This is a genomic window from Anabaenopsis elenkinii CCIBt3563 (assembly GCF_015245355.1).
Taxonomy (GTDB): domain Bacteria; phylum Cyanobacteriota; class Cyanobacteriia; order Cyanobacteriales; family Nostocaceae; genus Anabaenopsis; species Anabaenopsis elenkinii.
Genome location: NZ_CP063311.1, coordinates 1,110,869 through 1,132,857, shown reverse-complemented (window position 1 = coordinate 1,132,857; position 21,989 = coordinate 1,110,869). Strand labels below are relative to the sequence as shown.

The window sequence follows — 21,989 nt, the reverse complement described above, 5'->3', positions numbered from 1 at the left end:
GTTTTTTAACGCCAAGGTTCCCAAAGGGTTATTTGATAAGTTTTCATCCGTAATTTTTATCACATCTTTACCCGATTTAATTCCTGAAATCAAATCCCCTCCTCTGATCAGGGGAGGGTTAGGGTGGGGTCAAACAATATTTGATACACTAGTCATGAATAAGGTATGTTTGAAATTCGCCAAACTGAAATTTATTTTGAGTGGTTTAGTACTTTGCGCGATCGCCAAGCAAAAGCACGTATAAATATTCGCATCCGTCGCCTGTCTATGGGGAATCCAGGTGATGTTAAACCAGTGGGGTAAGGAGTGTCAGAATTGCGGATTAATTATGGTCCGGGGTATCGGGTGTATTTCATACAACGAGGTGAGACTTTGATTATCCTATTAGCAGGGGGAGATAAAAAGACTCAGGAACGGGACATCAAAACAGCGCTAGATTTAGCTGAGAACTTATAGGAGGTTTTATGTCTACTATCCAAACCTATCCTTGGGATGCTGCAGAACATCTGGAAACAAAAGAAGATATCACTGCATATCTTGAAGCAGCCCTTGAAGATGGAGATGCCAACTTAGTGGTAGCAGCCTTAGGGGATGTTGCTCGTTCTCAGGGTATGAACGATATTGCCCTGGAAACAGGCCTAGGGCGCGAAAGTCTCGATCAAGCTTTGTCGATGGAAGGCAACCCAGATTTTTCTACAGTTCTTAAGGTTTTACAGGCACTTGGGTTACGCTTCCAGGTTATACCCATTGCCTAACATTAGCTTGGTGCTCGTGGTGACAACTAGAGAATTGAACTACTGCTGCTGATTGATACATCGGTTCGGATTAGCGTCTTTCGCGATCGCACTGCTCAGTGCTGCAGCCCTGGTGCGATCGCCATGAAGCTCGACAATCGGGAGCCGGGGGTTAGAAACCCCCGTCTAAAAGCGGAAGTCGGATGAATCCGACTGAATGAGTGTTATAGCAACCGCCAAGGTGGTTAGGACACAAACAGAAGATAAAACCATTGAAATTCAAGCGTTTCAAGGCTTCCCCCAGCTCCGGTGCCCCCTGCCCCCTGCTATATCCCTCTTCTGTCACTTTCCGAAATAAACAAGCAGTAAATACAATAAATTATGCAGAAGAATAAAAGGGTTTTAATCCATTCATAACACTAATGAGTTGGTTAAACCCAAGCAGCTTGGAATTGGGAAAAACATCAAGCCAGGGATAAATCAACCAAAAAAGTAAAAATGGTTGGACAATTAATCGCAGATTATTGAGAGTATTCTTCCATCCGGTTTGATGATTCCATTGCTGATGCACAGAGAAATCAACTGCACTGATTTCTAGTATGTTAGGTGCAAGCTGATGAGATTGATTTAGGGATAAAAACGCTGGAGAGTTTAAACTAATCATTGTGTAAACACACAAAATAATTTCCCACCATTTCTCAATATGCTGAAAATCAGTAAACCGATAATCTGTCCAACCTAATTCCTGTTTACACTGACGAAAGGCATATTCTACCCATGTTCTTAATCCATAAAAGTCGCCTAAAATTTTCTTGAGATTTCCTTGAAGATTGGTCATGACAAAAGAAGTAGAATTCTCTGGCATTGTTTCTGGATCTGTGGTTAATTCCCAGTAAGTTATCTCCTTTCTCTTACCATAAATTATTTCGCGGATATATCTATTCTCTGATTTTTGGTTACTAAATGTTCTGGTAAATTTACACCACTTATTCGCCCTAACCTTCTGATTGCCAGGCAACCATACTGCATGATTACTTCTAATTGCTACGACATAAGCTAAGTTATATGCTGCTAATTTTCTTATAAATTGACTACTCTCACCATATAAACTGTCTGCCAATACTAATTCAATAGTAAAGCCGAACTCAATTAATTCTGTAATTATTTCTGTCGCTAATTCTATCTTGGTCTTATATGTATCTTCTGCTCTTAGTGTCTTTTGCGGTTTGAATACTTTGAACAGTAGCGGAAATGTTATGTTATCGTACACTCCATAGGCATTGACTGAAACTATCCCTCTATCTATTTTCCCCACACTTCCTAAATATTGTCTGGCTACGTAATCAGTCTTGTTACCTTTTTTCCTGTCTCCTGTTTCATCAATGACTACGGTAATTGCTTTTCCATTTAATGCTCTCTTTATTTTATCTAATCTTTTGTTTCTTACTTTCTCTACTGACCAGTCTGAATTAGCAATAAAATGATGTAATGATTGGGCTGAGTTTATGCTTACTACTTTCGCTATCTCTGGTAAGGATTTCCTTTTGAGCGTTGAGATGATTCCCAAATGTAAATATTTGAAGCACTCATAATTTCTTACTTCTTTAAATATGTCTCTGTACTCTTCACAATATTCATCTATGACTCCCACTGTTGGGTGGGCCTCTCGACGTAAATGTTTGAGTATTTGTAATTCTACATCCATTGCTCTACCTACCTTGTAGAGTTTTTTCTTTTAACTATTATATTCTTTATTCTCGGAAAGTGACAGAAGAGGGATATCTCCTCTGTCAGTTGTGAGACCTATGATATTTTAGGGGCGATCGCCCAAATGATACTGCTCAATGCGATCGCACCCCATCAGTGGGAAGTTCAAAGAATTGTTTTCAGAGGGACAAGTTCAATCATCACTCGTTGATTGAGAGCGTGAGCTATTTTTTCTAGCATTGAAAGGGTGTGTCCTTGGTAATCAGCATCTTCCAGACTGGTAATTACAGCCTGTTTTGTACCAACAAGTTCTGCGAGTTCTTTGTGTGTTAACCCCGCTTTGGTTCTAGCAGAGTAAATCAACTGTGCCACTTGTGCATTGATCAAGGCTTCTTGCACTAGTGTCTCAGCTTCAGGGTCGCTGCTAGTAATTTTGTCAATGATTTTTATGGCGTCGCTAGTCTTAGCCATCCTTTTGTTCCTCTAGATAGGTGTGAACCTCTGGGTTTTGTTCAAATAAAAGCTTTCGTGAGATTGCTCGTTGAATATCAATCAGGGGTACAGCTGCTTCTTCCTTGGTAATGGCGTGCGAGAGAATCGCTACATTTTGCCCATGAAAAAAATACAAAATGCGGTATTGGATACGAAGATGCTTCGCCCGAAGCTCATATATTCCGTCACGCAAGTAATCAGCTGCTGGGCGGCGCAGTTCATATCCTGACACCGCTAGTTGTTTGATTCGAGCAACACAACTTGCATAAGCTTTGCGATCTTCTTTCAAAAGTTGCTTCAGCCATTGAATGACAGGAACTTCCCCTTCTTCTTCCTGATAGAAAATCACACGGGTTTCAGGCACTGCGCTTGTTTTCAATATAGCAATATTGCTATATTAGGGCACAGGAGCATTTAATTAAACCCACAGAGACTTGATTCTGTTGGATTTCTAAAGGTTTGCAGTTACCCCCACACGCACGGTAAACCCTGGGCTATAAATACGGTTGACTTTTTCGTATTGCTCACCCAGGAGGTTTTCTAAATATATGGTCATGGCTGTATTATTGGTTAGGGGAATTTTGCCACTCAGGTCTAAGTTGAGGAAGGATGGGCTAAAGTCTGTAGGTGTTTGTCCTGCTGCAGTATTAGTAAATAAGGCTCGTCGCATTCCACTATTATAGGTAAGATACAAGTTCCCTTCCCAGCCGGAATTGCGGTAGCTAATACCACTTTGGGCGACGGAATAAGGTATCAGACCTAATTGTAACCCTGCTTGTGTTCCGGTTTTGATTTGAGCATCTGTATAGGTATAGTTAAGAAAACTCGACCACCGGGGAGAAATTTGTAATCTCAAGGCGGCTTCTAGTCCGTTGGTGTCTACTAACCCTACATTCTCCCATTTGCCGGCGACAATTGCTAAACGATTGTCTAAACTACTGCCAAAATAGGTAAATTGTCCTACTAAATTATCTGTGAGTCTGACATCTGCTCCCATGGTCCAAGATGAGCCAGTTTCTGGTTTTAAGTCAGCGTTGGACTCCCACCCATGGACTGTATCATATAGATATAGTTGATCTAGTCCTGGGTTACGCTGTCCCCCCGCCCAACTCCCTCGCAGGGTGACTGCGGGTGTGAGGCTATAACGTAAGCCACCACTAGGGTTTAAGTAACTGCCAAATTCTCCATCAAAGCTCTGTCTCAGTCCTAAATCTACCTGAAAATCTTGGCTCAGATTGAGGGTATTTACGGCAAATAAGGCTGTATTTAAGACGCTTCTATTTTCAACTTCGTTGAACCTCACTCTGTCAGGTCTGGTACTGAAGGTTTCGCCGTTTAATTGAGAGTTTTGTAAGTCTAATCCCCAGCGGAGTTTGTTATTGGCTGTTAATTGCCAATCATGATCTACTCTGGCGGTAATTTTTTGGCTATCTAAGACCCCCAGGCGGTTATATACTGTGCCAGTAAAGAATGTGGGGCCATAGGTGCTAAAATAATCCTGATTATATCCTATTGTGGTGGTTAAGTTGGAGCTTTCCCCCCTACCTAGGCGAGTTTTCCAAGATAACCCTATATTTAAGCCATCATGGTCTAATCTATCTCTTTGCAGCAGGGGGGGAAACCCAAAGTAAACTAAACCTCGGCGACTGCTGAGTTTTTTAATGTCTAAATTTAAGGAGTTTTGAGGATCTAAGTCTAAACCAATGCTCCCAAAGTAAGTACTGGTGGCTGTGTCTGCATTGGAGAGTAACCCTTGAGCGTCACGGTTAGCAGCACCTTCTGGGACTGAGTAACGGTTATCGATGAAAAATCTTTCAAAGCTGAAGTTATATCTAACATCATCTACCCCAGCGCTGTAGGTGACCTGTTGATTATTCAGGTTTAATGAGCCAAATTGTATACTACTAGTTAGTTTGGGAGTACTATAGCCTTGTTTGGTAATAATATTGACTACTCCCCCAAAGGCTGAGGAACCATATAAAGCTGAGGTGACACCGCTGGATAGTTCTACCCGCTCGATCGCTTCTACGGGAATACTATTTAGGTCTGTTCCACCATGATAGGTGCTAATATCATTATTAATTGGTCTGCCATTGATGAGAAATACAGACTGGTTAATTGATGCTCCTCGGTAGTATGTCCCTGTGTGAATGTCAGCACCATGACCAACGTCATTGATGGCAAAACCAGGCATTCTTTTTAAAACATCGGCGACGCTGGTCGCACCTTGTCTTTTAATTTCTTCCTGGTCTATGACATACACCGGTGTGGAACCGGAAAAATTATCTGGTTGTCCTACTACTTCTAACAGAATATCTACATCTTGGTTATTTTCGTCTGTGGTATCTTCTTCTGGCTCGGTTTCTAAGGTAAATTCAATGGGTAGGGACTGTTGAGTTAATAATTCAACTGGGGTAACTGGTAACTCAAGATTTAAATAAGAATTTTTATCAAAAACTGACTCTGTTTGTTGACTTGCTTTAGCAACACTAGGTAAGCTGATACATAAGCTCTGGACTACAACAGATAACACCACACAATATCTATTCACTTGGTTTTGGGAACATTTCATCAAAATACTATGTGGTATTGTCGTTGCTGTAGTTAAATCATGTCAAAAGACAGTCTGTCATAGTTTAAAAGGGTACTAAATTAGGGTTTCTGGGTGGCGATCGCTAATTTTACTCCTTTTACCTGACGCACCTGATCCATAATTGCAATTACTTGACCATGTTCTACCCTTTGATCAGCATTAATAATTACCATAGGTTCTGATTTCCCCTCTACCAAAGTACCGATCCTTTCCCCCAGGGAATTGAGGGGAACTGGTTGACGGTCTAAGCTCACCACCCCTTGATTGTCAATGCTGATGGTAATTGTCAAGGGGGCTGATTGTTGATTAGCTGTGGCTGCCTGTGGTAAGTTAACTGGTAAGCTTTCTGATCTAGTTAAAAACAGAGTTGACATAATAAAGAATGCCAAAATAGCAAAGATGACATCAATCATCGGGACGATGTTAATCTGTGCTGGTAAATCTGGTTCATCTTGTAGGCGCATAATCTTTTTCTCCTGGTTGATGGCGACGGCGATACAGCAGTTCTAGTTGTCCGCCATATTCCTGGAATAGGGCTATTTGACGCATATACAGTCCGCGGAAGGTGTTGGCGAAAAACAGGGTAAATATGGCAACTATTAACCCTGTGGCCGTAGATACCAAGGCTTCACTAATACCGGAGGTAACCCCTATGGTTTGCGTACCTCCCACATTACCAATATTCAAGGAAGCAAAGGAAGTAATTAAACCCAAGACAGTCCCCAGGAGTCCCAGGAGGGGGGCGAGGTTGATAATGGTGTCAAAAATGTTCTGAAAGCGTTTGAGTCCAGGTATTTCTGCTTGAGCTTCACTTTCCAAAGCCAAGCGAAATTCTTCTGGGGTGGCTTCTTCTAATTCTAAAGCTGCTAAGAAAATCCGGGATAGGGGTAAATTAACATTTTGTCTGAGTATACCTATGGCAGTAACTAGGTTATCTCTGCGATAGAGTTGTAATACTTCTTGAATGACACGATTTTGCCGTCGGTTGATTTGCAGCCAAAACTTGATCCGTTCAATAATTAGCGCCACCGCTAACACCGAAAACCCCAATAGTGGCCACATGACGAAGCCACCGGCGCTAAACAGATTATTGATTGCCATGGAACTCATTGTTAAACAACAAACACATAAACTAGAAGTATCCTGATATAATTGCAAGTTATTGTCAAGATAATTAGTAAACCTAAGATAGAATGATAATGATTATCACTAGGTTCTATCTATTTATTAATGGTCAATCCTCCATCACCTCCTAAAATTGACTTAGCTGTTATTGGTGCTGGTCCTCATGCTTTAACATTGGTAACCCATCTACTGCAAAAACGCCAAACTATGCGCGGTCGATTTTTGGTATTTGACCCCAGTGGTACTTGGATGAGTCGATGGCGACAACAATTCGCCGCTTTAGATATACCACACCTGCGATCGCCGGCGGTACATCATCCTGACCCTAATCCTTTCGCCTTGCGGAAGTTTGCCGAGTCCCGCTCCCATGAGCTATTCCCTCCCTACGATTTACCAGGAACCCAGCTATTTGAGGATATGTGTGAGGATGTTATTCAACGTTGGGATGTGGCTGATCAAGTGGTGAAAGCTGAAATTACCCATTTGGAACCTTTACCCCGGGGACTGCGGTTGTGGTTAGCAGATGGTCATTCTATCACAGCCCGGCGGGTGGTTTTGGCTACTGGCGGCGGTACAATCCACATACCTGATTGGGTCAGTCAAATTACGACTCCCTACCCATCAGATAAACTATGTCATTCTCAAACAGTAGATTTACGTAAGCTATTCTTGGCAGGTGAGAGAATATTAATTGTGGGTGCGGGTTTGACCAGTGGACACCTAGCCCTGGGTGCTCTAGGGCGTAGTGCCCAGGTACACCTAATATTGCGGCGGGAGTTACAAGCTAAGTTGTTTGATGCTGAACCGGGTTGGTTAGGACCTAAGTATCTCAAAGCATTTTTTGCAGAGTCTGATTACCAAAAACGCTGGGAAATGATTCAGCAAGCCCGCAATGGTGGTTCTGTGACTCCGGCGATCGCCATGGAGTTGCGCCGGGCTGTTCGTTATGGTATTCTAAAAATAGATGAGCATTGCCAAATCCAAAAAGCCCAATGGATAAAAAATCATTGGCTAGTCCAATGTAATAACGGCAGTGAGTACGAGTGTGAACGTATCTGGTTGTGTACTGGCAATAAATTTGATGTCAATGCCCAACTACTGCTCAAGGGGATCTTAAATAGTTACCCTATTTCTATGGTCAAGGGCTTACCGGTTTTAGATTCTTGCCTACGCTGGCCTGGTTGTGAGTTATTCATCATGGGTGGGTTAGCAGCTTTGCAAGTCGGACCAACGGCGCGCAATTTATCGGGAGCGAGAATGGCCAGTGAGAAAATTATCCCCGCGCTGATCAAGTAGGAGTCCGAAGTTAAAACCTCCTATTTCTCTCAACCAGAGAGCCAAAATATTCACGAGTTTTCCATTCAATTGATATATCCTGGACTTCTTGGCGAAGTCCGGGTTTTTTTTGTCCAGAAGTTTCAATGAGGAAATCTTGGGGGAAAAATTAAGTAAGTCCCCCCTAAACCTTCTACAATAGTGCGTGTATTGGCAACCATTAATTTTTGATAAGTATCGGCTTCGCCACCTGGTTCACCCAGTCCATAAGTATATAATTGCCTTTGAGATACTCTGACATTAGCCGGGGTAGGTACAGATATCATCAACTGTTGGTTAATGGTGATATGGGGAAAAATTGTTGGTACTTGGGCCCGTTGAATAGTTGTCACCCAAGTTTTTACTTGTGCATCGGTGGGATTTACTATACTACTAATATTCTCTAAACCTTGTACCAAAGGGATTTTATAGGCTGTAGTGTAATAATTCATCACATTAGTAGTAGCGACTAACTTCCGCCTATTATTGGGGATAGTATCTATCCTGGACTTAATCCAGCTGTCGAGTTGAGTCAGTTCATCTTGAATTAGTTGGGCGCTATCATGATAAAATTTGGCATAATCGGGGTTAAGCAATTTGAGATTGTGGCTAATTATCTCTACCATTTTGATAGTGTTCTTAACATCGTGCCAAATATGAGGATTAGGTAATTTTTCACCAGATGCGAGAAATTGCTGGGGTTGGGGAACTGCTAGTTGATTTACAGCTACTGTGGGAGTAGAAGTTTTACCTTGTGTAACTGTTTTGAGTAGTTCTGACTGGAAATTGTAACCGGTGTGGAGAACTAAGTCAGCTTGGGCGATCGCTTCTTGGTGTCCGGGTCTGGGTTGATAGAGGTAAGAGTCGTTATCAGGGGAACCCAAGCAGGTGAGGTTAATTGTATTTTGCGCCACCTGTCTAGTTAAATCACAGAGTATGGTAGTAGTAGCGACAACCCGGGGAAGATTTTCCTCTATTGTAGTGCTTGGCTGAGTAAATGAGGTGGTTGGTTTTTGATTTGCGCATCCCAGAAAGCCAATTGTTAAAACTACTAATATACTAGGTAATACATTATTTAAATGGTTTGATAGTAGTTTTTTAACCATCATCAATTCCCCAGTGCATATGTGAAAAACATAAAAAGCGGGCTAATAGCCCACCCCATAACATTGATAACATTAACTAGTAATTTAAATGTGCTCAAAAATCTACAGCTGGTAACCTTCCTTGGAGCATTTCTAATTGAGACTGAACACAAGTGGCGCAGTTACAACGGAGTTGATCCATAATGGGATTAGATGTTTTACTTGCATGAAGGGTTGTGAATCCCCCCCATGGCTGAGACTGTACGGAGGTCATCTGTGTAGTAAATGCAGGTTGCAAGCTAGATGCTTGGGCTGAGTTTCCTAGCCACAGTAGAGATGCTAGAAATACTGGAGATGCTAGTAAAATCATTTTGGCTATATTCATGATTCATACCTAAATAATATTTCTCATACAGAATAACCAATAAATTAGCTAGCTTCAACCTGAATGATGATATGTCTTTAACTACCTTTAACTACCGCCGAATCCTTGAGCTCGTGGAACTTTTGACCAAACCAGTAACTCCCCCTGATCTCCACCTGCTGCTAAAAACTTACCCTGGGGATGCCAAGCTAGAGTAGAAAACCCTCCAGCAACACCGGTGAGTACTTGGGTAACTTGTTTGGCTTTTTTCCACAAACACAGCCAACCATCACTAGCAGCGGAAGCCAGGAGGAAACTTTGAGGCGCAAAGGCGATCGCCGTGATAATATCCACATGATTAGTTAAAATCCGTGCTTCCCAGCCCAAATTTTCATCCTCTAGCTTTTCCCAAACTACAATCCCCTCTACACTGGAAGATGCCAAAATTGGCGCACCCAGTTTGGTAGTGGCTTGTGACCATGCCAATTGTCGAATTTTACCAGGGAAGCCCCGCATAATCCAGGGGTCAGGATTATCCCACTCTAAAACAGTGATACTGCGATCCATATTCCCAGAGGCCAGGAATTTACCATCGGGTGACCAAGCCATGGCTATACTGACAGTGGATATATCTAAAATATATGGTTCCTGCTCCCAGTTTTGACTATCCCAAATCTTCACACCTTTATAGCCAGAAATGGCTAGGTATTCCCCATCACTACGCCAATCAATCCCCAATACTGAGGAGTTATCAAAATTCAGGGTAACAACTACCTCCCTATTGTCCGCATCCCAGACTTGGACACAACGCCCTAAACTAAAGGCTAGTTGGTTACGGGAGGGACTCCACCCCAGCTTATCTACCCACGAGGGGGCATTTTCTAAGGTAGTAATTAATTTCGTACCTTGCCAAATTTTTACCTGTCCATTTTGTCCCCCCACAGCTAAAAACTCGCCATCTGGAGAAAAAGCCACACAGTCTACTGATGTACTTCCCCCAGTTTGTAAGGTGGTGAACTGGTGATCATTCACTAGGACAACTTCACCAGCTGCGGAGGTAGCTGCTAGGATTGTACCATGGGGAGACCAGGCGATCGCAGTTACATAGTCGGAAAGAGTCGCCGAATAGTATTCTTCAAATTCCTTAGATTTACTAGCTGTAGGGTTCATAACTTCAAGGGGAATGGGGAAATAGGGAATAGAGAATCATCCCTACTCCCTTGTAGCTTAGTCTGTACCTAGTTTAAACAAAACAAGCCAGAAAATCCTGCTTAAGTTTGGCTCCATCAAGATTACGACCAATGAAAACCAACTCATTTTTCCGAGTTTCATTGGGTTTCCAAGGGCGATCGGGTCTACCATCTAAGATCATATGCACACCTTGGAACACATAGCGATTATCTTCCCCAGCAATATTTAAAATCCCCTTCATCCGGAAAATATCTGGTCCTTGGGTACGCAATAACTCAGACAACCAAGCGTTGAGTTTTTCTCCATCTAACTCCCCTGCTTCCATCAATGCGACAGAATAAACTTGATCATCATGTTGGTGAGCATCTTCACCCAAGAAATCCGGGTCAATTTCCAACGCCCGCTGTAAATCAAAAGCCTTCACACCTAATAAAGCATTCATCTCTAGTTGGGCGTTGTGGGTGCGGTGGATTTTTGCCATTGCATTCATCCCCCGAATGCGCTGTTCTAATTCATCTAACTGTTCTGGGGTGACTAAATCAGTTTTATTGAGGAGAATCACATCAGCAAAAGCAATCTGTTCTTGGGCTTCGTCAGCATCCCAATGTTGGCAAATATGCTTTGCATCCACAACAGTTACTACTGCATCTAAAGACAGCAGGCTTTGCATATCTTCATCGACAAAAAATGTTTGAATTACCGGCGCTGGGTCAGCTAAACCGGTGGTTTCAATCACTAAATGGTCGAACTTATCGCGCCGCTTCATTAAGTTACCGATAATCCGAATTAAGTCACCGCGCACTGTACAGCAAATACAGCCATTATTCATCTCAAAAATTTCTTCATCTGCATCAATAATCAGTTGATTATCAATACCTACCTCCCCAAATTCATTGACAATTACAGCGACTTTTTTTCCATGTTCGTAGGTGAGGATATGGTTGAGCAGAGTGGTTTTTCCCGAACCCAGATAACCTGTGAGTACGGTTACAGGTACGGTATTTGTGATTTCTTCAGTTAACATTGTCTAAATGCCTTTTTGTCATAGGTTAGATAATCATTACCACCTATGATAATTCTTTTAATATTTTTGTGGTGAATTTACTGTAATCGTCTGTTTAAAGTTCATATCATGATACGTCAACTATGGTTTTTCTAGTAACCCATCAGTCCTAGGACATATATAGATGTTAATCCTCAGGCACTCTACAATACTTTTGGTGTTTATCAGGAAACTTGAGAAAATCAGTTATCTGAGAGGATGTTTGATAAGTCATGATTAATGGATCAAATATTGTTTGACCCCACCCCATCCCCTCTTCCCTATTGAAAAGTTATAAAACAACCTCTCACACTCAGCATTTATGGGTGTAGTAAGAAGTCTTGTGTGGCGGTGAAAACAATATCTGGGTGTTCTTCATGTAATCCCAGGGAACCGGGAATAACAACGCTTCTTACTCCTGGTAGTGCTGCTACAGCGTTCATTTCTTGTCGGGACTTGGGGGGAGTGGACTCACCAATTACTACCATCAGGGGTATGGACAAGTTGCGTACAAGTGTGAGATAATCGGATTGATTCTTGATAGCATCGAGATTGCCAGTCACAAAAGCCGCAGAAGCAAATCTGGCTCCGGCTTTTTGGGTAGTTAGCCACTTTCTCTCGATAAAACTGGGTGTAAGTTTCCTGTCATCACTGAAAACATGACGGCGGTACATCCAAGTTAAAAAGGAGGGTGTAGTATTTAGTTTATATAGTGCTTGCCCAACTATAGGCGATCGCACTAACCCTTTAACTAAGTCTGCTATCTGGGGACTAGCTCCCATAGTTGGTAAAGGACCGCGCCAAGTGGGTGCTAAGAGTAAGATCCGCAAGAACAGGTGAGGTTGTTTCACCGCCAGTTGCAAAACGTAACTAGAAGCGTGACCCGCTGCGACTACTGTAATGGGCGGATTAAAAACGCTGTGAATAAAATCTTCTAGAAATTGCTGATATATTTCTGGTCTGTAGTTGAAACTTGGGCGGGAAGATTCTCCAAACCCAGGCCAATCCACCACTGTAACTTGAAAATGGGGGGCGAGTAAATTGGCGAGTTCTCCCATTTCCCCCCGCATAGAAACGCTGCTAAAGGCTGGTAATAGCAACAGGGGTGAACCTGTACCAATAGTTTCATAAATCACCCGTAATGGTTGGTTGTCCCAAGTCCAGGTGTATTCTTGAACTAGTCCACCAAATCCTACGGGGTCATAGGTTGACACTAAGTTAGTTGACATCGGGTTACCTGCTTTTAGTGTAACAAAGGGAAGCTAGGAACTATAACTTACATTCAAGTGCCTTTTTCTGCATCGTTTTAAATATGTTATAAAATCCATTGGCGCGGGAAGGTGTGAGACTGACATTTAAGCCGGTTTCTTGAATAAAGTCTGGGGTGAGTTGCACAATTTCCGTGGGAGTGAGTCCATTTAAACCCTCCACTAACAACCCTACTAATCCCTTAGTTAACTGGGAATCTGAATCACCTTGGTATACAACTTTACCATCATCTAAGGCAGCGGTAATATAAACCTGAGATACACAGCCAGGAACCTTATTTTCTGGTACTTTACCAGTTTCTGGAAAGTCTGTTAACTTCTGACCATACCAGATTAACTGCTCGTAACGCCGCTTCGGGTCACTCGCACGTTGAAAGCGTTGGACGATTTTAGCAAGAGCAGGTGGCAAAGAATCGATAATTGAGGACATAATACAGGCTGGCAATAATCAGTCTTTCCTTGAGTGTAGATGATTTTGTCGGCGATCGCCCCCAAGGGTGAGATATCAATCTGCTAAAACTTGCGCCAGTTGCTGACTGGCTTTTTCGATAGCATCTATACTACCTGCATTCACCAATCCATAATAGTCAAACACATAGACTTGGTTATTTTTAGCAGCTGACAATTTTTGCCAAAAGCTTTCCTGTTTAAAAGCATCTAAAAGAGCGGTTTGTGACCCTCCTTGGGGAGGACTAATTAAAATGATCACCTCCGGATTAGCTGCTAAAATTTTCTCAGCAGACAGAGTAATATAACCACCTATGGGGCTTGTCCCTTGTAGGTCTGCGGCTAAATTGTTGACACCAAACTGGCGTAATAAATCTCCCGCCCAACTATTTTTATTTGGTGTTAAAATTGGCTGACGACTGACCAGCACTAGAGTAGAATTACTGTTGTTTGTCCCTTTGGGTAAAAACCCCTCATAACGGTTTAACAACGGAGTCGGGTCAGCACCCACAAAACCAGCTAGGGTTTTAGTTAGTTCCTTGAGAGATTCCCAGCTATTAACTCTAGTAGAGAAAGTCTTAATTCCCAGTTTTTCCAGCTGTTGGAGCGTCTGGTCAGAAAAGCCTTGAGCACCGATGACTAAATCTGGTTTGAGGGCCAGGATTTTCTCTAAGTCAGCAGGAGTTTGACCCTGAGCTACTCTTTGTAAACCCTGAAACCGGGGGTCTTTATTCAGTAAACTACCACCTGTAATCCCCACTAGTTTTGTAGAGTCCAGTTGATAAATAATATCAGCAGTTAAAGACGTGAGGGCGACGATTCTTTGTGCTGATGTCGGGGTTGTTTGGTTGGTGTTGACAGGTGTTGTTGGTGGTTGTTGGGCGATGGGTTGATTACAAGCTGTTAGTAATATACTCAACAGAATAGCCCAAGTTAATAGAAATTTTTTTTGACCCATGATTTTGATTGGTTTACCGAAAACTCCTTTAATTCTAAAAACGTACACTCAAAGTCACAGCAAAGTTAATTCCGGGTCGGGTATATAAATCTAGTAGACGGTCATCGCTATTTACACCCCGCACGTCAGACCATTCTATATATCTTTGGTCAAATAAGTTGAAAATTCCCAGATTAAGAATGGTATTAGGGTTGAACTGGTAGAAACCGCGGACATCCACAGTAGTGTAACCTTCGGGTTTAAAAAAGTCTTCATTACTTACCCGATCTTTAGCCGCAACTAAGGTGGTAGTTAGTTCTGCGCCCCAAATGTCTTGGGGTGAACGATAACGCAGTCCTATAATCCCCTTCAATGGATCTATGGAATCTAGGGGTTGGTCTGTTTCTAAGTTATCCCCCACAGCATAAGCTAAGGTTCCGAACACACTTAAACCACCCGGAGACCTTGTAAAGCGATATTCTCCCCTAGCTTCTAAACCGGAAATTGTCACTCCTTTAATGTTTTGGGATTGGAATCGCAAAAATCCTCTATCGTCACGACCAAGTCCGACATTATTAATGAAATTGTCATAACGGTTATAAAAACCTGTGAGACTTAATCTAGTTTGGGGATAGTTGGCTCTGATCCCGATTTCATAACTATCTGCAGTTTCTGGTTTTAAGTCAGGATTAGGTAGGAGAGAATAACGAAAGTTGAAGTTGGTAAATGCAATGGCTGCATCATCATAGGGTGGACTCCTAAAACCACGGGCATATTGTCCATATAATGATATTTCTGGGGTAATTTTGGCAACTATACCCAGCTTGGGAGAGATAGCGGAAGCAGAAAAGCCGTTAACTTCCAAATTTTCCGGGTTGCTGCGTCCAAATTCCTCATCATCGGTGTAGGGAGTCAATTGATAATAATCGTAACGAATACCTGGGATTAAGGTAATACGACCATCAGCAAATTCGATTTCATTCTGAATGTAAATCCCACCCCTCAAAGTGTCTGTATCAGGAAAGGTTTTGTTAGGGAAATTTTGCCCGTTAGCAAATTTACTCTCTGTTCCCCGTGTTTCATTAAATATTGTAGAATCCCTGGGGCGACTGGTGGAGGTGTTAAACAAGTCAAAGCCGTAAACTAGGCGATGGCTAATATCTCCGGTGGAGAATTTGCTGGTAAACTGCACATCAGCGCCGAGAATATCTTGGTTAAAACCAGTTTCTAAGATACGCCGCTCATTTTCACCCTGTCTGTTAACGCTGCGGGTTTCTATATCTTCTGTGGTTTTCGCAGTTTGGTAATAAATCTGCGATCGCACTGACTGCAAAAATGAGCCTAAGTCAGGATTAGTATACTCATGACTTAAACTGATGCGTCCCCGACTCGTGGAATCTTCAGCGTTTTGGTTGAGAGTAGTCGCTGTTCTTGCACTGATGACTTGTGTATTAACTTGACGGTCAAATAATTCTCCTGTGAGTCGGAAAATATTGTTGTCGTTAGATTCCAATACTACTTTGCCAAATATGTTATTACTGCTAACATCTTCGGGGTTTGGTCTTAGTCCGTCGTAGTTTTGAGCTTCGCTACCATCCCTGCGGGTATATTGCAATAAACCCGATAGGTTTCCTTCTCTACCTGCTAACGTCACTGAGGGCGCAAAACTAGAGTCGGTGCTGTCATAGCTGGTTTTACCACCCACATAAACTGGACGACCAAAAACACTCAGATAATCTTTTGGGTCCTTGGTTAGGAAAGAGACTACACCCCCTAAAGCATCACTACCATATAGGGTAGAAGCAGGACCGCGAATAATTTCCACCCTTTGAATTGAATCAAAATCGACTAAATCACGGCCGGTATTAGCATAAATATCGGGAACCCTCACCCCATCAACCTGAATTAAAACTCGGTTCCCCTCAATTCCCCGAATATTAATACTGGAATTACCACTCCCCGCAGGACCAGTACGCACCGGGCGATTACGTACAGATATTCCCGGCTCGTAGCGGACTAAATCTTTGATATCTTCGATAAAATCCCTTTGGATTTTTTGCTCATCAATAACGCTAATTGTTCCCGGTGAATCTACAACTGCTCTGGGTGTGCGGGTTCCGGTGACGGTAATTTCTATCTCGGAATCACCGCTTTGAGTTTCCTCAACGCAATCTTCAAATTCTGGGTCTTTGGGATCAAAATCAGGGGGACAGGTTTCTTCTTCCTCTGGTTGAGCATCCGAGGGAGTCAAAACAGGTTCTTGAGTCAGTAAATAAGTTTTTGTTTCACCAGAAATGCCAGTATTATGAGATTCTGCTAATACTGTGGGCACGACAAACAGATTCAGCATGATCATGCTGAACAGCAAGGGATGTTGTTTCACTGTTATTACACCTCTGACAACTTGAAAGTTTTAATTACACATTGCGCCGATAAAGGAGATAGATAAATAAGGGAGAACCCAGCAAAGCTGTGACTGCTCCCACGGGAATTTCTACAGCACCTAACCGAGACAGTAAGTCTGCAAAGCTGAGAACTAAAGCCCCACCTATTGCACTTAGTGGTAAAACAGCACGGTAATCTGTACCTACGATCAGGCGGATTCCGTGGGGAACAATTAAACCCACGAACCCAATTAAACCCCCTATACTTACTGCTCCCGCAGCTAAGAGTGTGGCGGTAGCACCAATTAAAATTCGCGATCGCCACACAGAAACACCTAGTCCTGTGGCTAACTCGTCACCCAGGTTCAACAGGTTAACCGCACGCGCTAGTAAGCATCCCGCTAAGAGGGCGACGCTAATATAAGAACCGGAAATAGTTATCTCACTCCAACCGCGCCCATTCAAACTACCAATTAACCAATTTAAGGCCGCTTGTATTTGACCATCTTCGGCTATGAGTAACAACACAGACTGAACTGCACCAAATAAGGAACTGACAGCAACTCCCCCTAAAATCAATCTTTCTACGGAAATTCCATCACGACGGTAAGCTAGGAAATAAACAAGAATAGTTGTTAATAAGCCCCCCATCCAAGCCCCTAAAGGTATCCAGGTCTGCAATACACCTAAACTGAGCATAGCTACAGCCGCTAAACCAGCACCCGCAGAAATTCCCAGTAAGAACGGACTCGCCAGCCCGTTTTTCAGCATTCCCTGGAGTAATGACCCGGACATTCCCAGAGCAGCACCCACCAGCAAGGCGGCTAGGGTGCGGGGTAGGCGCAAATCCCAGAGAATTGTTTGATAGAGTTCATCACCCCGGCCTATTAATGCTAGCCACAGTTGATTGGGACTCATGGCTACCGCACCCAATGACAGGGAAATTCCGGTGACTAGCACCAGTCCTACTAGTAGCAATACAGTTACTACTAATAGGCGATCGCCTCTCCCTAATTCCCCTGTGACATTTTTGTGCGGTCGCCTTGGCAACCACAACTTGAATATTCCCATTTTAATGACTATATTTTGCAATAGCTCTCGATAACTATTCCAACATTAATACAAAGTATTGTCAATAACCCCAGAGGGAATATGAGGATTTGCACATATCTAAGAGGATGTTTGTCAAGTCATGATTCGTGTATCGAATATTATTTGACCCCACCCTAACCCTCCCCTTGTAAGAGGAGGGGACTGGATTTTATTGTTTTTTGTGCGGTCGGTGAGCGAAGTCGATAGCGATAGCGTGGCGTTAGCCATACCGTGTTCCCCAATCCTTCCCATCCCCTGTTCCGGTGTTCCCTAAGATAAAAATTACCTGTTGAAAACTTATCAAACAACCTCTAAGATTAAGGATTAAGAATAACTGTTAAGTATTGATGCAAAAGCCGTTTTTTTGTTGAAATTAGCGGGGAAATATTTCAATTATATTTCTAGCCATTAGAATTTTAGGAGCTAAATCCGGTGTTACCTTCCACCTTAATCGCTGCTGTAACTACACCCCTAGAATGGAGTCCCACCGTTGCAGGTATTATGATTGTAGCCAACATTATCGCCGTTGCCTTGGGAAAATTCACCATCAAGTACCCCAGCGTTGGGCCATCTCTCCCCGCACCCAATTTATTCGGCGGTTTTGGTTTACCCGCGGTACTAGCAACTACAGCCTTTGGTCATCTTTTAGGAGTAGGTATAATTTTAGGACTGCATAACATCGGCAGAATTTAGCTAAAACCCACAGAAGTGAAGCTAAAACTTCACTTCTCTAACTTTTTGCTTACCGGGGATTTAAGTTAAAATTTTCAAGTCTTAGCACGTAAATCCATCGTTATGCTTCAGTACCCCCACCTCGAACAGGCGTTAAAATACCACTTTGGTTACGATAATTTTCGCCCCGGACAACGACAAATTATTGAAGATGCGCTGCAAAATCGGGATTTATTGGTAGTAATGCCCACAGGTGGGGGTAAATCTCTGTGCTTTCAGTTACCAGCCTTGATAAAAAAGGGCTTAACGGTAGTGGTTTCGCCGTTAATCGCTCTCATGCAAGACCAAGTAGAAACACTGAGAAATAATAATATTGCCGCCACATTCCTCAATAGTAGCCTCAATCCCTACAAAGTGCGATCGCGTGAGGAAGCCATCCGTAATGGTAAAGTTAAACTACTCTATGTAGCCCCAGAACGTTTATTAAGCTCAAGATTTCTGCCATTTTTAGACTTAGTACATCACCAAATTGGTATTTCTACCTTCGCCATTGACGAAGCCCATTGTGTATCCGAATGGGGACACGACTTTCGCCCAGAATATCGCCAGTTAAAATCCCTACGTCACCGCTACCCAGATGTTCCCACCATCGCCCTCACCGCAACAGCCACAGACCGCGTCCGTAGTGATATCATTCAACAATTAGAACTAAAGCAACCGAAGATTCACTTAGCTGGCTTTAACAGGCAAAATCTTTATTACGAAGTGCGGCCTAAATCTAGCAGTGTATACGCCGAAATCTTAGAAATGATTCGGGAAACTGACGGTTCAGTGATTATCTATTGTCTCACCCGGAAAAAAGTTGATGAACTCACATTTAAACTGCAACATGATCAAATTACCGCTTTACCCTATCATGCTGGTTTAACTGATGAAGAACGCAGTAAGAATCAAACTCGATTTATTCGAGATGATGTGCGTGTCATCGTTGCTACTATCGCCTTTGGGATGGGAATTAATAAACCTGATGTGCGGTTAGTCATTCACTCTGATTTACCACGTAATTTAGAAAGTTATTATCAAGAATCTGGGCGGGCGGGTAGAGATGGTGAACCCTCACGTTGTACCATGTTCTTTAGTTTTGGTGATATTAAAACCATTGAATGGAGTATTGAGCAAAAAACTGACCCTCAAGAACAATTAATTGCCAAACAACAGCTACGCCAGGTAATTGATTATGCTGAAGGTACAGACTGTCGCCGCACAATTCAACTAGGTTATTTTGGCGAACGTTTTCCTGGTAATTGCGGTAACTGTGATAACTGTCGTTATCCCAAACCTCTACAAGACTGGACAATTGAAGCCATGAAGTTTTTATCTTGTGTGGCCCGTTGTCAAGAAAGATTTGGAATGCTACACATTATTGATGTGCTGCGGGGAAGTAAAAGTAAAAAAATTAGCCAAAATCAACACGAAAAACTTTCTACCTACGGGATTGGGAAAGATAAAACTGTAGATGAATGGCGCATTTTAGGGCGTTCTCTGTTACATCAAGGGTTGTTACAACAAACCAATGATGGTTACTCGGTTTTAAAGCTGAATGCTTTGAGTTGGGAGGTGATGAAGCGACAACGCCAAGTTTTGATTGCTGTTCCTGTGGCGCAAAAAATATCTCCCGTCTCAGAGGGTGACAAAACAGCCCAAACAGAATTATTATTACAACGCTTGCGATCGCTGCGCAAGCAACTAGCTGATGAACAGTCTGTAGCGCCCTACGTTGTCTTTCAAGATTCTACCCTCAGGTTAATGGCCCAGGTACAACCCCAATCCTTAACAGAATTTGGTAAACTTTCTGGGGTAGGTAGTCACAAACTCGCTCAGTATGGTGAAAAATTCCTCGCAGAAATCACCGCCTACCGTCGAGAACAAGGTATATCACCCACAAAACATGATTCTCCAGGTACACTAGCTATTAAGAATTTACCCAATGATACCGAGTTAACCACATTAAGATTACACCAACAAGGTTTGAGTGTAGCTGAAATTGCCCACCAGCGCAATCTTACCCCCTCCACAATTTTTACCCACCTTTCTCAGTTAATGGCTAAAAATCAGCCTGTAGATTTAAATCAGTTAGTCCCCCTAGAGCATCAAAAAAAAATTTGGCAAGTTTTAGAGATTTTGGGTGATGTTTCTCTCACTCCCATTAAACAACAATTAGGAGAAAACTATACTTTTGATGAAATTCGCCTAGTCAGGGAAAAATGGCGCCGGAAAAATCCTCAGTAATCCTTGGGGTTGTGTTCCTTTCAGTGCTGTAATTAACTTAAATACGCGATTCATAGGAGAAATCGCGTATCTATCTTCTATTAATTTTATCTTAAGCTGCATCAATAGCACTAGAAATTTTACCGCTACACTTTGGCGACATAATTACAGGCTTTGATACTTTTTGGTTTTGTCCTTTATTAGTGATTACACAGACAAAGGCGGGGAGGGTAATACAGATGATAGTATTTAGCAGTGTTAGCAATAGACCATCCATGAAATTCATATATTATCCTCGCTGCAAAAATTTGTTTTTTACTATCTATTAGTTTGACGCAAAAGCTGCTGAATATTTATATATATAATCTGTTTTTTATTACCTCTTCTATAAGTCAGATAAATATATTGAATACCCTATATAGTAACTATCAGTTTATCTATGGTTCAAGGGACATCAAAAAGTGTATAATATCACAGAATTACCTAAATAATGAAGGAAGTACCAGGACTAACTAAAACAATTATTTAATATTTAGGTTTGTGCAAGAATAAAGGAGCTAATCACCTAAAATCTAATTCTAATAGGACAGGACTTACGCAACTGGCACAGGCGATCACACCAGCGCTGCGGCTAAAGCAGAACGCACCGACATTGCAAATCAGGATGATTCCAGAATAGATAAGCTAAATTTGGCATTTAATTGAGAGAGCTAATAGCGATCGCTTACCAGTTCTCATCGGGGTTCATTTAAATATCACTGTTCAAGAAGTCTTTAGCTGGTTAATTTTTTGACAGTCCATAGATTCGCCAAAGCTTGCTCATCCTACAAAAAAACGCCCACAGTGCGCCTAATTTCTCCTAATTTCTAATTATGGGGGTGTAGTTCCCTTGTCCAGCTAACTCTAGATATAGGTGAATTTGGGTAAGTTTAAAACAGCAGATATGGTCTTATCTACCAACGTCCTCTGTGAAAAATTGAGCAAGATTTATGCAGAGATGGGTATTGGAGATCAATATGGGAAACATTTGGCACAGAATTGAGGTCTAAACCTACAAACGGCTCTACCTGTTAACATGTCACTGGTACAGTAGGGAAAAGTAGTCATTTCACTTTTGGGTTTTGCTGATGTAGAACCCTGGGGTAATGTTAGAGTAACTCTGAGGGTCAGAATTTTCCAGGCTAATTTAGGCAGTGCTACACAAACAGCAGCATTGAGGAGAGTTAGCAATAAAACATCCATAAAATTTATAGGTAGTCACCCCCATCAAAAAA

Annotated in this window: 21 protein-coding genes; 6 read left to right on the top strand and 15 right to left on the bottom strand. The window is 42.3% G+C overall.

Annotated features, from left to right (window positions below; genetic code table 11):
• Positions 1 to 165 precede the first annotated feature (165 nt).
• Genes IM676_RS20250 through IM676_RS05065 form a run of 3 tightly spaced genes read left to right on the top strand, consistent with a single transcriptional unit; the run spans position 166 to position 755 of the window.
• Entirely contained in the window at positions 166 to 303 is a 138-nt protein-coding gene (locus tag IM676_RS20250) for a hypothetical protein (RefSeq protein WP_318780263.1), read from the top strand.
• A gap of 3 nt (positions 304 to 306) precedes the next feature.
• Positions 307 to 456: a type II toxin-antitoxin system RelE/ParE family toxin gene (locus IM676_RS20245; protein ID WP_318780262.1), complete on the top strand. Its 150-nt coding sequence runs from the start codon at positions 307 to 309 to the stop codon at positions 454 to 456.
• Between the two features lie 8 nt (positions 457 to 464).
• Positions 465 to 755: an addiction module antidote protein gene (locus tag IM676_RS05065; protein WP_200989212.1), complete on the top strand. Its 291-nt coding sequence runs from the start codon at positions 465 to 467 to the stop codon at positions 753 to 755.
• A 358-nt stretch (positions 756 to 1,113) separates the two neighbouring features.
• On the opposite strand, the gene IM676_RS05060 is transcribed toward IM676_RS05065, so the two are convergent.
• The 6 genes from IM676_RS05060 to IM676_RS05035 all read right to left on the bottom strand — a co-directional run bounded on the left by IM676_RS05060 (position 1,114) and on the right by IM676_RS05035 (position 6,627).
• Positions 1,114 to 2,439, bottom strand: a complete 1,326-nt coding sequence (locus tag IM676_RS05060) for an IS701 family transposase (RefSeq protein ID WP_200989211.1) — start codon at positions 2,437 to 2,439, stop codon at positions 1,114 to 1,116.
• Positions 2,440 to 2,606: 167 nt separating this feature from the next.
• On the bottom strand, positions 2,607 to 2,912 hold the full coding sequence (locus IM676_RS05055; protein ID WP_200989210.1) for a helix-turn-helix domain-containing protein: 306 nt from the start codon (positions 2,910 to 2,912) through the stop codon (positions 2,607 to 2,609).
• On the bottom strand, positions 2,905 to 3,297 hold the full coding sequence (locus IM676_RS05050; RefSeq protein WP_200989209.1) for a type II toxin-antitoxin system RelE/ParE family toxin: 393 nt from the start codon (positions 3,295 to 3,297) through the stop codon (positions 2,905 to 2,907). Before IM676_RS05050 ends, IM676_RS05055 begins: the two co-directional genes overlap by 8 nt.
• 87 nt (positions 3,298 to 3,384) lie before the next feature.
• Positions 3,385 to 5,505, bottom strand: coding sequence for a TonB-dependent receptor plug domain-containing protein (locus IM676_RS05045; RefSeq protein WP_200990086.1), 2,121 nt, complete (start codon positions 5,503 to 5,505; stop codon positions 3,385 to 3,387).
• 80 nt (positions 5,506 to 5,585) lie between these two features.
• Positions 5,586 to 5,990 (bottom strand): ExbD/TolR family protein, encoded by a 405-nt coding sequence (locus tag IM676_RS05040; protein ID WP_200989208.1) that lies wholly within the window; start codon positions 5,988 to 5,990, stop codon positions 5,586 to 5,588.
• Entirely contained in the window at positions 5,974 to 6,627 is a 654-nt protein-coding gene (locus IM676_RS05035) for a MotA/TolQ/ExbB proton channel family protein (RefSeq protein WP_200989207.1), read from the bottom strand. Before IM676_RS05035 ends, IM676_RS05040 begins: the two co-directional genes overlap by 17 nt.
• A 129-nt stretch (positions 6,628 to 6,756) precedes the next feature.
• Here IM676_RS05035 and IM676_RS05030 point away from each other — a divergent pair, with 129 nt between their 5' ends.
• The gene (locus tag IM676_RS05030; RefSeq protein ID WP_200989206.1) at positions 6,757 to 7,947 is read left to right on the top strand and encodes an FAD/NAD(P)-binding protein; all 1,191 of its coding nucleotides are present in this window, start codon (positions 6,757 to 6,759) and stop codon (positions 7,945 to 7,947) included.
• Between the two features lie 122 nt (positions 7,948 to 8,069).
• Here the strand turns inward: IM676_RS05030 and IM676_RS05025 are convergent, their stop codons facing one another.
• The 9 genes from IM676_RS05025 to IM676_RS04985 form a co-directional block, all read right to left on the bottom strand.
• Positions 8,070 to 9,074: a metal ABC transporter solute-binding protein, Zn/Mn family gene (locus tag IM676_RS05025; RefSeq protein WP_200989205.1), complete on the bottom strand. Its 1,005-nt coding sequence runs from the start codon at positions 9,072 to 9,074 to the stop codon at positions 8,070 to 8,072.
• A 91-nt stretch (positions 9,075 to 9,165) separates the two neighbouring features.
• Positions 9,166 to 9,435 (bottom strand): hypothetical protein, encoded by a 270-nt coding sequence (locus tag IM676_RS05020; protein WP_200989204.1) that lies wholly within the window; start codon positions 9,433 to 9,435, stop codon positions 9,166 to 9,168.
• An 87-nt stretch (positions 9,436 to 9,522) separates the two neighbouring features.
• Entirely contained in the window at positions 9,523 to 10,584 is a 1,062-nt protein-coding gene (locus tag IM676_RS05015; RefSeq protein ID WP_200989203.1) for a WD40 repeat domain-containing protein, read from the bottom strand.
• A gap of 73 nt (positions 10,585 to 10,657) precedes the next feature.
• Positions 10,658 to 11,629 (bottom strand): CobW family GTP-binding protein, encoded by a 972-nt coding sequence (locus IM676_RS05010; protein WP_200989202.1) that lies wholly within the window; start codon positions 11,627 to 11,629, stop codon positions 10,658 to 10,660.
• Between the two features lie 338 nt (positions 11,630 to 11,967).
• Complete coding sequence (locus IM676_RS05005) at positions 11,968 to 12,876, bottom strand: alpha/beta fold hydrolase (protein ID WP_200989201.1); 909 nt, start codon at positions 12,874 to 12,876, stop codon at positions 11,968 to 11,970.
• 40 nt (positions 12,877 to 12,916) lie between these two features.
• Positions 12,917 to 13,345, bottom strand: a complete 429-nt coding sequence (locus tag IM676_RS05000) for a SufE family protein (RefSeq protein ID WP_200989200.1) — start codon at positions 13,343 to 13,345, stop codon at positions 12,917 to 12,919.
• A 75-nt stretch (positions 13,346 to 13,420) separates the two neighbouring features.
• Positions 13,421 to 14,320, bottom strand: coding sequence for an ABC transporter substrate-binding protein (locus IM676_RS04995; protein ID WP_200989199.1), 900 nt, complete (start codon positions 14,318 to 14,320; stop codon positions 13,421 to 13,423).
• Between the two features lie 34 nt (positions 14,321 to 14,354).
• Positions 14,355 to 16,682, bottom strand: a complete 2,328-nt coding sequence (locus IM676_RS04990) for a TonB-dependent hemoglobin/transferrin/lactoferrin family receptor (RefSeq protein ID WP_200989198.1) — start codon at positions 16,680 to 16,682, stop codon at positions 14,355 to 14,357.
• A 34-nt stretch (positions 16,683 to 16,716) separates the two neighbouring features.
• Positions 16,717 to 17,661, bottom strand: a complete 945-nt coding sequence (locus IM676_RS04985) for a FecCD family ABC transporter permease (protein ID WP_404799836.1) — start codon at positions 17,659 to 17,661, stop codon at positions 16,717 to 16,719.
• A gap of 546 nt (positions 17,662 to 18,207) precedes the next feature.
• Here IM676_RS04985 and psaK point away from each other — a divergent pair.
• Both psaK and recQ read left to right on the top strand, forming a co-directional pair.
• Positions 18,208 to 18,468: a photosystem I reaction center subunit PsaK gene (gene psaK / locus IM676_RS04980; RefSeq protein WP_200989196.1), complete on the top strand. Its 261-nt coding sequence runs from the start codon at positions 18,208 to 18,210 to the stop codon at positions 18,466 to 18,468.
• Positions 18,469 to 18,570: 102 nt separating this feature from the next.
• Positions 18,571 to 20,736: a DNA helicase RecQ gene (gene recQ / locus IM676_RS04975; protein WP_200989195.1), complete on the top strand. Its 2,166-nt coding sequence runs from the start codon at positions 18,571 to 18,573 to the stop codon at positions 20,734 to 20,736.
• The last annotated feature ends 1,253 nt before the right edge of the window (positions 20,737 to 21,989 follow it).